This is a genomic window from SAR202 cluster bacterium (assembly GCA_016872285.1).
Lineage (GTDB): Bacteria > Chloroflexota > Dehalococcoidia > Lucifugimonadales.
The window spans coordinates 12115-26790 of the sequence record VGZZ01000023.1; the positions used below are offsets into that span (position 1 = coordinate 12115).

The following is a 14676-nucleotide window of genomic DNA, read 5'->3' on the forward strand; positions in this document are numbered from 1 at the left end:
GGAAGGGGCTGAGATAAATTGGTACAATGCCTCCATAGTGTATTCGTTGGGAGGTAGGAGATAGCTATGTGGAACAACATGAAGGTTATTGACGCGGACGCGCACATGCACGAGCCGCAGTATTTGTGGGAGCGGTATGTGGAGCCGGCGTTTAGGGAGCGGGTTCCCAAGGTCATCGGGATGAATGGCATCAATTTTATCTATGAGCCGGACGGGAGGATTATTCCGCACGGGCAGGGGAAGACGGGGCATTCGGCGGCGGCGTATCGATGGATGGAGAAGAAGTACGGGGAGGCGTACCGGCAGTGGTGGTCGCCGGAGATCCGGCTGAAGGATATGGACAAGCACGGGTGGGACGCGCAGGTAATCCTGCCGACGGGCGGGAACGGGAGCTTTGCCGGCGACGCGGCGCTGAAGGACCCGGAGGTGGGAGGCGCGCTGTCGAGGGCGTACCACAACTGGTGCCGGGAGTACTGCGACGCCAACCCCAAGCGGCTGTTTTTCACGGCCATACTGCCCGCCGGCGATGTGGAGATTATGATGGCAGAGGCGCATCGGACGGTGGAGAAGCTGGGAGCGGTGTCGGCGCGGAACCCGCTGCTGCCGGAGGGGAAGTGGCTGCATCATTCGGAGATGGATCCGCTGTGGCAGTTCGCGTCGGAGGCGGACTTTCCGATCACCATTCACGGCGAATATTTGAGGCGGCGTTTTCAGCCCTTCGCGTCGATAAAAGGGAAGGAGCCGGCCTTTGCGGCGCTGGACCATGCAGTGGGGTTTGCCTTCGACAACATGGCGACGCTGGGGCACTTTATCTTCGGCGGGGTGCTGGAGCGGTTTCCCAAGCTGAGGCTTGGGATACTGGAGTCGAACGTGGGGTGGGTGCCTTTCTGGTTGGGGAGGCTGGACGAGCATGCGCACGGGCGGCAGAGCGCGTTTTCGGACGAAGGGTCGATACCGCCGCTGCAGCCCAGCGAGTATTTCAAGCGGCAGTGCATAATGTCGGCGGACGCGGACGAGCCGGGGCTAAAGTACGCGGTGGACTTTCTGGGGGAGGACCATCTGGTGTTCAACACCGACTATCCGCACCCTGACGCGCCAGACCCTGAGAGCGTGAGGCCGGCTTTTGACGCTCAGCCGATAAGCCAGAGCGCGAAGAGGAAGATTTTGTGGGATAACGCGGTGAGGCTGTATGGGCGGAGGATGGGGGTTTAGGGGGGCCGCCAAGGCTGGGGAGCGGAATGCTCTAAGCTGACGCGGTCCTCACAGACACCATCCTTGTTCTCATTCGTAATACCATCCCCTAGCCCCTTCCTGCTGGAAGGGGAGATCTAAAAAGAAGCACCAATTCCCCCTCTATCTCCCCCTTTTCCTCACAGGAAAAGGGGGAGGACCAAATAAGACAACCCATGGCCCCATGATGAAAAAGCTTGGTTGAAAAGGGTGGGGGCGGGTGATAACCTTGCCAGCATCAAGCCCCGCTTAGCCACATTCAGAAAGGCTATTTAGATGGCACTACCAGAAAGAATGAGGTTTGGGATTTTCATGGCGCCTTTCCAGGCGTTGGGAGAGAATCCGACGCTATCTTTGGATCGAAGTCTAGAGTTACTACAGTGGCTAGATTATCTAGGCTATGACGAGGCGTGGGTGGGGGAGCATCACAGCGCGGGGTGGGAGATCATCGCGTCACCGGAGGTGTTCATCGCGACGGCGGCGGAGCGGACGAAACATATAAAGCTGGGGACCGGCGTAGTGAGCCTGCCGTACCACCACCCGCTGATGACGGCAAATCGAATGGTGCTGCTGGACCACCTGACTCGAGGGCGGGCGATGTTCGGGGTGGGACCGGGGGCGCTGGTGTCCGACGCGGTGATGATGGGGATCAACCCACCGACGCAGCGGCCCCGGATGGAGGAGTCGCTGGACGTGATTATGAAGCTGTTCACGTCGACGAAGCCGATTACCCACGAGTCGGACTGGTTTACGCTGAAGGAGGCGCGGCTGCATCTTCGGCCATATACGAAGCCGCACATGCCTATCGCGGTGGCGGCGGTGCAATCGCCGTCGGGGATGATGCTGGCAGGGAAGCATGGGGCGTCGATACTGACTATCAGCGTGCCGGCGGTAGGCACGGGGACAGGGAATAACTCGGGGATGCCGGCGAGGAAGTCGCTGAAGGAGTACTGGAAGATAGCGGAAGAGTCGGCGGCGAAGCACGGGAAGACGGTAAAGCGGGAGGAGTGGCGGCTGGTGGCCCACGCGTTCCTGGCGGAGACCAAGAAGGAGGCCATGGACCGGGCACGCCGTACGGCGGGGGTGTACCAGCGGGAGTATTTCGAGGAGACGCTGGGGAACGCCATCGACTACAAGGGTCCGATCGACGGGATAATCGACTTTTTGGTGGGGACGGGACAGTGGTGCGTCGGGACGCCGGACGATTTGGTGGAGTATATACACCGGCTGGACGAAGAGAGCGGCGGCTTTGGGGGTTTCCTGGTGCAGGGGGCGGAGCTGGGAACGCGGGAGGAGCTGATGCACAGCTATGAGCTTATCGCGCGTTATGTGATGCCGAAGTTTCAGGGGTCGCTGGAGAACCTGGTGGGGTCGAGGAACTGGACGGCGGAGAGGAAGGACCAGTTCCAGGCGCTGCGTCGGAGCGCGCTGACGAAGGCGCAGGAGGATTTCGCGAAGAAACGGTGATGGGAAGAGGGGCTTGTCTATAAAAAGAGAGGTGGTTTTAACGCGACTTCTCCTTTTGTCACGGGATCTATCTTTGTAGCGCCAAACCAGTTTTCACGCCGATCAGATTCTTCGACTGCGTCCCGACGAGTACATCGGGACTTCGCTCAGAATGACAGTTCCCCCTACCAGCCTTCCCCCACAACGTGAAAAAGAAGCTAGGCTAGCGGGTGGCCTTCTATGAGGCGTTTGCCGTAGATTTTGACGGAGTTGTCCCAAAGGATTTTGCGTTTGGAGTCGTCAGAGAGGGGCTGCTCCAGCATCTCTTTGAGGGGAGCGGAGGTGGAGGGCGCGTCGGGGTGCGGATAGTCGGTGTTGAAGACGATGTTGTTGTCGCCGATGTAGTCGACGACGTACTTGATGGAAGGCTCATCGGCGTCGGCGGCGACGGCGCACTGACGGAGGAAGTATTCCTGAGGTGTGTGCTTGAGAGGATGCTCGTCGAACCAGACGGACTGGCGGCCCTCGCAGTACTTCTCGAGGCGGTTGAGCCAGAAAGGTACCCAGCCGGAATTGGATTCCAGGATGAGGAGGCGGAGCGTGGGGTACTTGTCCAGGAGGCCGCCGTAGATGAAGTGGCCGAAGTTGATCATGTTTTCGACGGGGAACTGAATGGCCTGGCTGAGGGCGATGTAGGCGCCGGTGCGCTTGGCGTATCGAGCAGCGGCAGCGGGCTCGCCGCCGGCGCTGGTGTTGCCGTGGACGGAGATGGGGACATCAAGGCCCTGGACGGTGTCGAAGAAGGGGGCGTAGTCGGGGTGGTCGAACTGCTTGTCAGGGATAGCGCGAGGGAGGAAGACCGAGACGGCGCCAAGTTTTTCGACAGTGCGGACGCTCTCTTTCACCATCTCTTTGGGGTGGGTGCCCGGGACTATGGCGGTGAACCTGACGCGCTTTGAGGAGCCGCTGCAAAAGTCGTAGGCCCAGTTGTTGTAGGCGCGGTGGAGGGCGGGGAGGACATCGGTCTCGACGTCGCCCGGAAGGGCGGCGGCGTTGGTGGGAAGGCAGACCTGGATGTCCCAGCCTTCGGTATCCATGTCGATGAGGCGGCTTTCGAGGGTCCAGCCGGCGCGGAAGGCGTGGCCGAACTTGTTCTCCATCTCGGAGTAGAGGGTGTTGGCGCGGACGGCGGAGAAGGGCTTGTTTTCGGCCTTGTAGACTAGGCGCGCCTTGCTGATGATGTCGGTGACGATGGGGCGTCGGTCGTAGAACTCCTTCTCGACGTACTTGTCCCAAATGTTTTTAGGCTCGTAGAAGTGGGCGTCAGCATCGATGACTCGGAAGCCGTTGCGCATAGAACCCTCCTATGAGAATTGTCTTAGGGTACTTGTGAGTTTTCCCAACACAGAATTGAAAAGGATAATCGCACTGTAGTATTAACGCCCGTATCGTGTCCATAGGGTTTTACCCCTCAACCTGCGCCTTCTCCCACAAGGGGAGAAGGAATTTGCTTAGTGCCTGTCAATCCTTTTATCTGCATTCGGCCTCAGTGAGCAGCAGGCCGCTATTGTACCCGGAAGTTGTCGACTTCGGCGTGGTGGATGAGAGGGGACAGCTGGTCAAAGAAGTCGTTAAAGAACTTGCGGGCCTTAGCGTCTTGCATAGCTTTGGTGAAGGAGTCCTCGATTTCTCCCATGCTTTCGGCTTCCATTTCGTGGATGACACGGTCGGTGCGTCCGCTGAGGTAGTCGGTGAGGATGCGGGACTTCAGGGTGAAGCCCATCTTTCTAATCTACTTGTCCTCGTCCTTAAGAAGCTTCACTACAGCGTCGGCTTTGCCGACCCTGGCGATGAATGTGCGGCGATGGACTACAGACATGGCGCGCCTCCTTGGAAGGTTGGGGCAATTATATAAGTAAGTCTTAGGTTACACAAAAGGGCATAAGAACAAGGGAAGAGGGTTGACCACCTAGCCTATCTGATATAAAGCCGTATCGGGATGATAAGCGGACCAGCCGTACCATTCGGAGATGAAGGAGGGGATGAACTGGAGGCTGGCGCCCTCACAGCCCTGGGAGACGCATCGACCCTGGAGGTCCCAGAGGTTGCCGGTGGCCTTGTCTTTAAGCTGTGAAGCGTTAGTCTCTGAAGGAGCAAACTCGAGAACTTTTCCTCCTACCACCCGTGAATAGGCAAGGCCAGTCTTTGCTGAAGCGTCAAAGAAAACGACAATGGGCAGGCTGTTAATTTCGTCATTGAGGATGCCGGCGGCTTTAGAGAGAGCGTCGACCGGGTAGGCTTTGTATTGGCCATTGACTTCGACGCCCACGACCAGGGCGTTGGCCGGCAGGCGCTTGTCGCCGTAGAGGGCTTCGCGGGGGTCAAAGTCGCCGATGGGGAAGCGGCGGTACTGGTTTTTGAAGGTGGTGTTGTTAGAGAGGACCAGGGTGTCTTTGTGGGCTCTCTTCCACTCGCCCCAGGTCATTTGAGGCAGAGCGATGATTTTCATTCGCTGGCCCTGGAGGGGGCCGCGGGTGGCGCGACCGTCCAGGTGGGCCCAGATGGTCCGAGTCTCACGGTCTTGCATAATCAGCACTTCTCTATCGAGGCCGAAGACTTCAAAATTGAGGTGCTGGCCGTTGACTGTGGGGTTGAACCCAACCCCTGAGCTGCACTTAATTCAATACGTTATCAGGACGGGTGAGCCTTGAACCATGTCGTTGGCGATGTGGTGATACCACATCATCATGACGGGGTAGGCGCGGGCCTCGCCGTTCAGTTCCAGACCAAGGACTAGGTCGTCATCGCGTAAGTAGGAGGCGTCGCCGGCTTTGACGAAGGTGGGGCTATAGAGGGGGACGAATTGGGTCTGACGTTTGTAAGCGGGGTCGAGGGTGGGTAGGAGGGTGGGAGTGGGGGAGGGAGGACTGGTGGATGCGATGGTGGTAGGGGAAGATCCTTCGACTACGTCCGAGTACGGACTGCGCTCAGGACTCGCTTCGCTCGGCCCCCGCCCCGATAGCGTAAGGGTGGCGGCAATGGTCGGTGTGGGCGTTTGGGCGGGGGAGGTCTGCGGGGTGAGGGAGGACTCGCCGCCGCAGGCGACGGCTAATAGGAGGAAAAAGAGCCAGAGGGGTTTTTTCACGCGAATATAATACATCGGGACGGTATGGATAGAGCAGAGTGGAGACATGGCATTATTAGGGATATACTCCCCGTAACTTTCTATGGAAAACCCCAAAGGAGGCGAGTATGCCCCTACCGCCAAATCGAGTGGACTATTTGCCGATTGTCGACAGGCCGGTTATCAAGTGGCCGAAGAAGGCGCGGGTAGCCTTTTGGGTGTCGCCGAACGTGGAGCATTACGAGTACCAGCCGATTTACGACGGAGTGCGGAACCCGTGGCCCCGGTCACCGTACCCGGACGCGCGGGAGTACTCCTACTGCGACTACGGGAACCGGGTGGGGTTCTGGCGGATGGTGAAGCTGTTGGACAAGAACAAGATAAAATGCACGGTGTCGCTGAACATGGCGGTGCTGGAGCATTACCCCGAGGTGCGGGACGCCATGGTGGAGCGGGACTGGGACTTCATGTCGCACGGGATATACAACACGGTGTACCTGAACACCTACAGCGAGAAAGAAGAGCGGGAGTTCTATCGAGACAACATAGACACGCTAAAGAAGCAGACGGGGAAGCAGTTGAAGGGGATGCTGGGGCCAGCCATATCGGGCACGGACAGGACGCCGGACCTGATGGCGGAGGCGGGGCTGATTTATCACACGGACTGGATGCATGACGACCAGCCGGTGCCGATAAAGGTGAGGAAGGGGCGGCTGGTGTCGGTGCCGTATTCGGTGGAGACCAACGACGGGATTATCAGCCGCAACTACGCCGACGGGGAGCAGTTCTACAAGATATGCAAGGCGCAGTTCGACGTGCTATATCGAGAGGGAGAGGAGAGCGGGCGGGTGATGTGCGTGGCGATACACCCGTTCCTGACGGGGCAGCCGCACAGGGCCAAGTACGTGGAGAAGGCCTTCGATTACATCATGAGCCACGATGGGGTGTGGCAGGCGACGGCAGACGAGATCGCGGAGTGTTACCTGGATAACTACTACGAGCAGTTTGTGTCGCACGCGGCGCGACTGAACGGGGAGGAAAAATAGCCATGCCAGCAACTCGAGGAAAGGTGGGGATGGACCATCCGCATTATGAGTGGTCGCCGATTATAAATCGGCCGAAGCTGAAGTGGCCTAATGGCGCGAGGGTGGCGCTGGCGGTGGTGGTGAACGTGGAGCATATGGAGTGGAACCCGCCGGAGGGGCATTATCAGGTCGCGGGGCTGTATACCAGGGGACTGCCGGATATTCGGGTGACGTCGCATAGGGAGTATGGGAAGAGGGTGGGGGTATATCGCTTGTTGGACGTGCTGGAGAAGCACGGGATACCGGCGACGGTGTCGATGGATGGATTGACGGCGAAGAACTATCCGTTTTTGGTGAAGCATTGCGTCGAAAGAGGGTGCGAGATTATCGCGCATGGGGTGTCGCTGAGCAGGATGATTACCAGCCAGATGTCGGAGGCGGAGGAGAGGAAGGAGATAAAGGCGTCGATAGATGCTATCAAGGCGGCGACTGGGAAGATGCCGATGGGGTGGTTCGGGCCGGAATACGGGGAGTCGCATCGCACGCCGCAGTTGCTGGCGGAGGCGGGGATTCGGTACGTGTGCGATTGGGTGAACGACGAGCAGCCGTACCCGATGACGACGAAGAAGGGGGAGCTGTACGCGCTGCCGATGAACCTGGACCTGGACGATGACTTCGCGCTGCGGGACAGGAAGTATCCGATGGACGAGTACGCAAAGCTGCTGGTGGATGCTTTCGATACGATGCATAAGGATGGGTTGGAGACTGGGAGGGCGCTGACGCTGAATTTGCACGCGTGGACGAGCGGGCAACCGTTCAGGACGTATTATTTGGACCAGGCGCTGGGCCGTATGATGGGGAAGAGGAGTGTGTGGGCGGCTACGGGAGGGGAGATTATCGAATGGTATAGGAAACAGGGGAAGAAGGGGAGGTGTAGAGAGGGAGGGCGCGGCGACTCGCCCCTACATTAAGGGGTCAGGGTGGAAGTAATGGATGAAGTGTGACAGTGGTCACGGCGATTAGATTCCCTTCGACCAGGCTCAGGGCAGGCTTCGACTGCGTCTCAGAATGACAAAATGGGGGAGGTTATCTGAATGGCGACGAAGACGATGATTAAGGGTGGGTGGGTGATTGGGTGGGGGAAGGAGGGGCATGAGGTGTTGGAGGGTGGGTGCGTGGTGGTGGAGGGGGATAGGATTTCTTTCGTGGGGTGGCCGTCGGACAAGGCGTGTCCGAAGGCTGATAGGACGATTGATGCCGGGGGGAAGCTGGTGACGCCGGGGCTGGTGAACCTGCACTGCATCGCGAACCTGGACGCGCAGGTGTTTCGCATGGACGCGCCGATTAAGGAGGGGAGCGGGTATTCCAAGCCCGAGGCCTGGCTGATGGACCCCAAGGCGCCGAATATATTGTCGGACGAGGACTATCGAGTGAGCGCGCTGTTTAGCGTGGCCACGCTTTTGAAGGCGGGGAGCACGTCGTTTACGGCGGTGACGACGAGCCTGACGAAGCGATGGGATGACGCCGAGGCGGAGCCGGCGGCGCTGGTGGAGGCGTCGGAGAGGCTGGGGGCGAGGGCCTGGGTGGGGCCGTTATTTCGCGAGGCGGTGGACTATACGCGACCTGACGGGACACGTGGAGAGACGTGGGATAGGAAGAAGGGGCAGGCGGCGTTCGACAAGGCGGTGTCGTTTGCCAAGTCGGTACAAAAGAAGAAGCACCCGCTGATCAGCCCGGTGCTGTTCCCGTCGAGGACGGACAAGTGCTCGGACGATTTGCTGAAGGAGACGATTCGGCAGTCGAAGGCGCTGGGCGGGATACACGTGCGAAGCCACTTCTCGGAATATTTGCAGGAGTATCGCGAGTTCAAGTCGAAGCCGGAGAACCGGGACAGGACAATGGTGGAGTGGCTGCGGGACGTGGGGTTTCTGGGCCGGAACGTGTGCCTGACGCACGCTATATACATAGCGGGGCACAGCGACACGGGTATGCCGCCCCACGACGATTTACAAATACTGTCCGAGACTGGCACCAGCGTTGGGCACTGTCCGGTGGTGTTCGGGCGGGGAGGGTCGAGGCTGGAGTCGTTCAGCCGGTATGTGAATGCGGGGGTTAATGTGGGGGTGGGGACGGACACGTTCCCGCCGGACCTGCTGGACGAGATGAGGGTGGGGTCGATCATCGACAAGACGGTGAACAAGCAGCGAGGCACGGGGACGGCGAAACAGTTCTTCGACGCGGCCACGGTATCGGGGGCGAAGGCGCTGGGGAGGGAGGACATTGGGAGGCTAGAGGCGGGATGCCAGGCGGACATAACGATTTGGGACTTCTCGAAGCTGGACGTGGGGCCGGTGGACGACCCGTTGAGGACGCTGGTGCATTTCTGCAACGGTCGTGACGCGGACACGGTGATTGTCGCGGGGAAGACGGTGGTGGAGGGAGGCCGGGTGGCGGGGCTGGACGAGGAGGAGCTGCTGCACAAGGCGCAGAGGGTGTGGGAGAAGTTCAAGTCGGGAATTGTGGGATGGGACTGGGCGAAACGGACGTCGGAGGAGGTGTATCCGTCGGGGCTGCCGAGGAGGGGGAGGAGGTGAAGAAGACTCTTGCGCTGAAGAGGCTGGAGGAGCGATGGCGGGAGTTTGGGGAGTCGTTGGAGGGGCTGCCGGATGCGGCGTTGACGGGTGGGGCTATCGTGGGTGAGTGGACGGCGCGGGACCTTATGGCGCACGTGACGACGTGGGAGGAGGAGACGCTGAAGCTGCTGCCGGTGATACTGAAGGGGCGGCGGACGCCTAAGTATTCGGCGCTTTATGGTGGGGTGGACGCTTTTAACGCGCAGTCGCACGAGAGGAAGTGGGGGATGGAGCTGGAGGAGGTGCGGAGGCAGATGGAGGGGACGCACCGGCGGCTGGTGGGGTATTTGGAAGGGGTGGCGGAGGAGGTGTTTGAGGGGAACGAGCGGTTTGTGCGTCGGCTGCGGCTGGATACGTACGGGCATTATAGGGAACATGCGGAGCATATTAGGGAGTGGCATGAGAGGAGAGGGTCCTAGCGGCCTGGGTACAAACTAGCAAAAAACATGCCCTTAAAAGATGTGATGAAGCGCATGGAATACAAAACGTTGCGTATTGACTAAATACGCAGACCGAAGTAAGGTGCTTTCTCGCGCGTCCTCTTCTAAATGGCGAAAGCGGTTAAGAATTAAGCGGAGGTACCTTGTGAAACGCACCTTACGCGATCGTATAAGTTTCTCAGTATGGGCTCTGGCAGCTTTGTTGGTAAGTATCGGCGTTATTGCAGCTTGCGGAGACGAAAGCACGTCATCGCCGACGGGCGCGCCGCAGGCGACGGCGACTTCCCAGCCCACGAGCACGCCGGTCCCGACTTCGACGCCAACGGCGGCGCCGAAAGTGCCGGTGTCGCCGAGGCTGGAGGTGGCGATGGTAACGCCGGGCAACCAGGTGACTATGTATCATCTGACGTTTTTCAGCGCCGGCAGCGTTCTAAGGCCTATGTATAACTTTCTGATCTGGAACGACGTAAAGAGCGACCAAGAGAAGCCAATGCTGGCGACGGAATGGTCGACATCGCCGGACGCAAAGAGCTGGACGTTTACGCTGCGCAAGGGTGTGCCGTTCCACGACGGCTCCGAGTTCACGTCTAAAGACGTAAGGCGGTCATGGGAGATAATCACGTCGGCCAAGAGCATCGCCACGGGGGCCAGCGACTTTAGAGGCAACATAGGGAGCGCCGACAATATCGACATCAGCGATCCCGGCAAGGTGACTTTTAAGCTAGCTCAACCCTGGCCCGAGTTCAGTTTCGCGGTGTCGGAAGCGTATACGCTGGCGATTTACAAGGCCGACCACTGGGATAAGGTGGGCGAGGAGGGCTACAAGGCCAATCCCATCGGCACCGGGCCGTTTAAATATAAGGAACTGAAGGTGAACGAGCACCTCCTTTACGAGAGGTTTAAGAAGAAGGGCGAGACGCACTGGTGGAAGGTGCCGGAGTTCGACGAGCTGCAGTTCCACTACGTCAACGAAGACGCCACCCGCCTGGCGATGCTGCTGGCGAAGGAGGTCCATATAGCGGACATCTCGCGGACCTTGCTGCCGCAAGCGCAGTCGAGGGGGTTCAAGGTCGCCAACGCGAGTTTGCCGGGGCTTGAGTTCAGGGGCGTCATTGGGGGGGCAGTACTTTGACAAGCCCATGGTAATCAAGGAAGGGGCGAATAAGGGCAAAGAGCATCCAGTATCGCCTACGTTTGATTCTAAAGACCCCTTTAGGAACGCGAATGTCAGGAAAGCGCTGAACCTAGCCGTCGATAGGGAGCAGATAAGGAAGACCTATTTTGGCGATGCGGGCATACCCAGCGCTGTCCAGGGAGTTCCGCCCTATCGGGGAGACCACAAGGGTGACTGGAAGTCCTATGCATACAACCCTCAGGAGGCCAAGAGGCTGCTGACGGAAGCCGGGTATCCTAACGGGTTTGAGTTCAATTTTTACGTGGGGCCGTGGACGGGTCTAAGCGAGGCGCCAGATATAGCCGAGGTGCTGGTGGGATATTGGAAAGCCATAGGGTTGAACCCGAAACTTGTGCCTGAGGAGACAAGTGTAACAATTCCAAAGGCGAGGGCTAGAGAGCTAGGTAAATCTATGACCATCTGGCAGGGGTCCATCAACACCTACCAACAGCACATGCTCTTCCTAGTGAGCAAGGTAACGGGTGCCCCTGGATACATATGGGAGTATGAGGAGCTGGACAACATGTACATTGAGCTTACCAAGGCTACGGACCCCAAGGAGAGGCTGCGAATTACTCAGCAGATGGGCGACTACGTTTACAATAACTACTTGAGTCTGCCCATGTTCTTTGTGGTGCCGCAGATAGCTTTTGACCCTGCGGTCTTGAAGGACTACAGCGTGAACTACAGGAACTTTGGGCCTGTGAACCACCACGAATTCTCGGAGCCAATTTACAAGTAGCCCACTGTTTCGAGGGGAACCTTCAGGGCGACGGCTTTAGCCGTCGCCCTGGTTTTTGTGTATCGTCTCGTAAATTTAGATACTATGAGTAATAGGTACTCTGAGTTAACTTCTTATGAATAAAAGGCCGCATGTAGTAATCATCGGGGCGGGGTTTGGGGGGTTGTGGGCGGCGCGTGGGCTGGCGGGGAAGGCGGTGGACGCGACAATTATCGACAGGAACAACTACCACACCTTCTTTCCGCTGTTGTACCAGGTGGGAGCCGCGGAACTGGAGCCGGAGGATATCGCGTATCCGGTGAGAAGCGCGGTGAGGGGACATCACAACGTGCGGTTTATGCTGGGGGATGTGAGCAGGGTAGACCTGGCGGGGAAGAGGGTAGAGGCGGCGGGGCACTGGATGGAGTATGACTACCTGATAGTGGCGACGGGAAGCCGCACTAGTTTCTTTGGGGTGCCGGGGGCGCAGGAGTACGCGTACCCGCTGAGGACGCTGGACGATGGGATAGCGCTTCGGAACCACATTTTGCGATGTTTTGAGAAGGCGTCGCATGAAGCTAACGAGGAGGCTCGGCGGGCGCTGCTGACGTTTGTCATCGTTGGAGGGGGGCCGACGGGGGTGGAGTTTGCGGGGGCGCTGTCGGAGCTTATTTACAGGCCGTTGAGGAAGGACTATCTAGGGTTGGATTTCGGGGAGGTCAAGGTGGCGCTGGCGGAGGCGTCGGACAGCCTGCTGTCGGCGTTTCCGCCGAAGATGCAAGCATACGCGCTGAAGCGGCTGCGACGGATTGGGGTGGAGGTGAGGTTGGGGTCGGTGGTGGCTGAGGTGTCGTCGGAGTGCGTAAGGCTGAAAGATAGGAGTGACGTGGCGACCCGGACGGTGGCGTGGACGGCGGGGGTGCAGGGGGATGTGGTGGTGAAGGAGTGGGGTCTGCCGGTGGGCAGGGGGAACCGGGTGACAGTGGAGCCAACGCTGCAGGTACAGGGGCAGTCGCAGGTGTACGCGGTGGGGGATGGGGCGATGGTGGGGGATGGGAAGTCGCTGCCCATGGTGGCGCCGGTGGCGATGCAGCAGGGGACGAGGGCGTCGGAGAATATTTTGCGGCAGGTGGAGGGGAAGGCGCCGGAGGCGTTCGAGTACAAGGACGCGGGGTCGATGGCGGTGATAGGGCGGAACGCGGCGGTGGCGAATTTGTACAACCGGTGGCAGTTCACGGGGTTTGCGGCGTGGGTGATATGGCTGGGGGTGCATCTGTTCAAGCTGATTGGGTTCAGGAACCGGCTGGTGGTGCTGACGAGCTGGGCGTGGGACTATCTGTTTTTCGAGCGGGTGGTGAGGTTGATTTTGCCGAGCGTGGAGGGGAGGGGGACACCTCCGCCCCGCCCCGACCCACCATCCTAACCTTCCCCCTCAAGGGGGGGAGGGACCAAGAGGGGGAGGCACTGCCCTTCCCACGCTGGTGGCAGGTGGTAGTGATAGAGGGTTGTATCTCTAGGGTTTCACCCTCTCTTCTGTTCTCTCCCATCAAGGGGGAGAAGGTAAAAAGCGGACTGACCTAGTTAGTGTCAGTGGAAACTGGGTTGCGGTAATAACAGATTCCTCGACTACGTCTCAGAATGACAAAAAGAGGCGCGGGTTGGCGAGGTGGGATGTGATGGTAGCGGACGGCGCGTTGAGGTTTCTCGACTACCCCATTCGGATACGTCCGAGTACAGACTTCGCTCAGGGCTAAAGGCTCATCGAAATGACGTAACACCACACCAAGCCACCCACCACCGAGGGAAGGGACTGGAATCCAGCTTCCGCTGGAATGACGAATCAGCAGTGAATTAGACGCGGTCGTATTTGGAGAGGCTGCGGAGTTCTTTGGGAGGGGTCATTTTGGAGCCGCGGATGGTGAAGGAGACTTCCGAGACGTAGAGGGAGCCGTGGGAGTCCACGGCGATGCCGTGGGGGGCGATGAACTGGCCGGGGCCTTCGCCTTCCTCGGGCGTGCCGAATCGGCATACTAGCTGGCCTTTGAGGCTGTAGATGGAGACTCGGTGGCCAAGGCCGGGGGCGTCGTCGACGCCGGCCATACCGTTGAGCTCGCCGACGTAGATGTGGTCTTTCCAGAGGACCATGGCGTCGGGCCGGTGGATGTTGTTCCACATGGTGACGAACTTGCCCTGGGGTGTGAAGACCTGGATTCGATGGGCCTCGCGGTCGACGACATAGACGTTGTCACGCTCGTCGATGGCGATGTTGTGGGGGCGGATGAACTGGCCGGCGTCGATGCCGGGCTCGCCCCAGGAGAACTTGTACTTGCCCTGGCTGGTATAGACGTGGATGCGGGAGTTGCCGTAGCCGTCGGAGACGTAGATGTCGCCGTTGGAGGGCATGATGGCCGCGGAGGTGGGGCGGTTGAAGGGCTGGCCGCTCCACTTGGGTGAAGGATGGTCGCGCCGGCCTAGCTCCAGGAGCTTTTTGCCGTCGGGGGAGAGCTTCTGGATGGTGTGGATGCCGTCGTCGGCGACGAGGAGGGAGTCGTCGTGGGCGATGTAGAGGCCGTGGGTGCGGCTGCTGAAGAGGCCTTTGCCTATGGTGCGGAGGTATTTGCCCTGTCGGTCGAAAACGACGATGGGGTGGTCGCCGCGGGTGAGGACGTAGATGTTGTCGTGGGAGTCGACGGCGACGCCGGGGCATTCCAGGAGCTTGAGGCCGGCGGGGAGTTTGGGCCAGGCGGCGACGTGGGTGAAGCTGAATCCTTTGGTACCGAAGGTGGCGGGCATGGGGGGCCTCCTGGGGAGGAGATGTGGGGGGATTGTAGCACTAGGGATGGGAGGGAGAAAGAAGCGGACATTAGGAGGGAGGAGGTTGGT

14 protein-coding genes are annotated in these 14676 nt (G+C 59.4%); 9 read left to right on the forward strand and 5 right to left on the reverse strand.

The window, feature by feature from the left end:
- Positions 1-66: 66 nt before the first annotated feature.
- Positions 67-1212, forward strand: a complete 1146-nt coding sequence (locus FJ320_07600; protein MBM3925836.1) for an amidohydrolase — start codon at positions 67-69, stop codon at positions 1210-1212.
- A gap of 294 nt (positions 1213-1506) precedes the next feature.
- Positions 1507-2697 (forward strand): LLM class flavin-dependent oxidoreductase, encoded by a 1191-nt coding sequence (locus tag FJ320_07605; protein MBM3925837.1) that lies wholly within the window; start codon positions 1507-1509, stop codon positions 2695-2697.
- Positions 2698-2894: 197 nt separating this feature from the next.
- Here FJ320_07605 and FJ320_07610 read toward each other — a convergent pair whose 3' ends face one another.
- The 4 genes from FJ320_07610 to FJ320_07625 all read right to left on the reverse strand — a co-directional run bounded on the left by FJ320_07610 (position 2895) and on the right by FJ320_07625 (position 5869).
- Positions 2895-4031 (reverse strand): amidohydrolase, encoded by a 1137-nt coding sequence (locus FJ320_07610; protein ID MBM3925838.1) that lies wholly within the window; start codon positions 4029-4031, stop codon positions 2895-2897.
- Positions 4032-4240: 209 nt separating this feature from the next.
- The gene (locus tag FJ320_07615; protein MBM3925839.1) at positions 4241-4459 is read right to left on the reverse strand and encodes a hypothetical protein; all 219 of its coding nucleotides are present in this window, start codon (positions 4457-4459) and stop codon (positions 4241-4243) included.
- 186 nt (positions 4460-4645) lie between these two features.
- A complete protein-coding gene (locus tag FJ320_07620; GenBank protein MBM3925840.1) occupies positions 4646-5356 on the reverse strand; it encodes a DUF3179 domain-containing protein in 711 nt (236 codons plus the stop codon).
- Positions 5357-5869: a DUF3179 domain-containing protein gene (locus tag FJ320_07625; protein MBM3925841.1), complete on the reverse strand. Its 513-nt coding sequence runs from the start codon at positions 5867-5869 to the stop codon at positions 5357-5359.
- A 59-nt stretch (positions 5870-5928) separates the two neighbouring features.
- On the opposite strand from FJ320_07625, the gene FJ320_07630 reads away from it, so the two are divergent.
- The 7 genes from FJ320_07630 (at position 5929) to FJ320_07660 (ending at position 13216) form a co-directional block, all read left to right on the forward strand.
- Complete coding sequence (locus FJ320_07630) at positions 5929-6846, forward strand: polysaccharide deacetylase (GenBank protein MBM3925842.1); 918 nt, start codon at positions 5929-5931, stop codon at positions 6844-6846.
- Positions 6847-6848: 2 nt separating this feature from the next.
- Positions 6849-7796 carry a polysaccharide deacetylase gene (locus tag FJ320_07635; GenBank protein MBM3925843.1) on the forward strand — a complete coding sequence of 316 codons (948 nt, stop codon included), beginning with the start codon at positions 6849-6851 and terminating at the stop codon, positions 7794-7796.
- Positions 7797-7919: 123 nt separating this feature from the next.
- Positions 7920-9419: an amidohydrolase family protein gene (locus FJ320_07640; protein ID MBM3925844.1), complete on the forward strand. Its 1500-nt coding sequence runs from the start codon at positions 7920-7922 to the stop codon at positions 9417-9419.
- A complete protein-coding gene (locus FJ320_07645) occupies positions 9350-9877 on the forward strand; it encodes a ClbS/DfsB family four-helix bundle protein (GenBank protein ID MBM3925845.1) in 528 nt (175 codons plus the stop codon). Before FJ320_07640 ends, FJ320_07645 begins: the two co-directional genes overlap by 70 nt.
- Before the next feature lie 166 nt (positions 9878-10043).
- Positions 10044-11030 (forward strand): hypothetical protein, encoded by a 987-nt coding sequence (locus FJ320_07650; protein MBM3925846.1) that lies wholly within the window; start codon positions 10044-10046, stop codon positions 11028-11030.
- Between the two features lie 7 nt (positions 11031-11037).
- Positions 11038-11814, forward strand: coding sequence for a hypothetical protein (locus FJ320_07655; protein MBM3925847.1), 777 nt, complete (start codon positions 11038-11040; stop codon positions 11812-11814).
- Positions 11815-11929: 115 nt separating this feature from the next.
- Positions 11930-13216 carry an NAD(P)/FAD-dependent oxidoreductase gene (locus tag FJ320_07660; GenBank protein MBM3925848.1) on the forward strand — a complete coding sequence of 429 codons (1287 nt, stop codon included), beginning with the start codon at positions 11930-11932 and terminating at the stop codon, positions 13214-13216.
- 428 nt (positions 13217-13644) lie between these two features.
- On the opposite strand, the gene FJ320_07665 is transcribed toward FJ320_07660, so the two are convergent.
- A complete protein-coding gene (locus FJ320_07665) occupies positions 13645-14586 on the reverse strand; it encodes a hypothetical protein (GenBank protein ID MBM3925849.1) in 942 nt (313 codons plus the stop codon).
- Between the last annotated feature and the right edge of the window lie 90 nt (positions 14587-14676).

Coding starts and splice junctions, on each gene's coding strand:
- FJ320_07615 (MBM3925839.1), bottom strand. CDS start 4,459: ATGGGCTTCACCCTGAAGTCCCGCATCCTCACCGACTACCTCAGCGGA.
- FJ320_07660 (MBM3925848.1), top strand. CDS start 11,930: ATGAATAAAAGGCCGCATGTAGTAATCATCGGGGCGGGGTTTGGGGGG.
- FJ320_07610 (MBM3925838.1), bottom strand. CDS start 4,031: ATGCGCAACGGCTTCCGAGTCATCGATGCTGACGCCCACTTCTACGAG.
- FJ320_07635 (MBM3925843.1), top strand. CDS start 6,849: ATGCCAGCAACTCGAGGAAAGGTGGGGATGGACCATCCGCATTATGAG.
- FJ320_07630 (MBM3925842.1), top strand. CDS start 5,929: ATGCCCCTACCGCCAAATCGAGTGGACTATTTGCCGATTGTCGACAGG.
- FJ320_07640 (MBM3925844.1), top strand. CDS start 7,920: ATGGCGACGAAGACGATGATTAAGGGTGGGTGGGTGATTGGGTGGGGG.
- FJ320_07655 (MBM3925847.1), top strand. CDS start 11,038: ATGGTAATCAAGGAAGGGGCGAATAAGGGCAAAGAGCATCCAGTATCG.
- FJ320_07625 (MBM3925841.1), bottom strand. CDS start 5,869: ATGTCTCCACTCTGCTCTATCCATACCGTCCCGATGTATTATATTCGC.
- FJ320_07600 (MBM3925836.1), top strand. CDS start 67: ATGTGGAACAACATGAAGGTTATTGACGCGGACGCGCACATGCACGAG.
- FJ320_07645 (MBM3925845.1), top strand. CDS start 9,350: ATGGGACTGGGCGAAACGGACGTCGGAGGAGGTGTATCCGTCGGGGCT.
- FJ320_07605 (MBM3925837.1), top strand. CDS start 1,507: ATGGCACTACCAGAAAGAATGAGGTTTGGGATTTTCATGGCGCCTTTC.
- FJ320_07665 (MBM3925849.1), bottom strand. CDS start 14,586: ATGCCCGCCACCTTCGGTACCAAAGGATTCAGCTTCACCCACGTCGCC.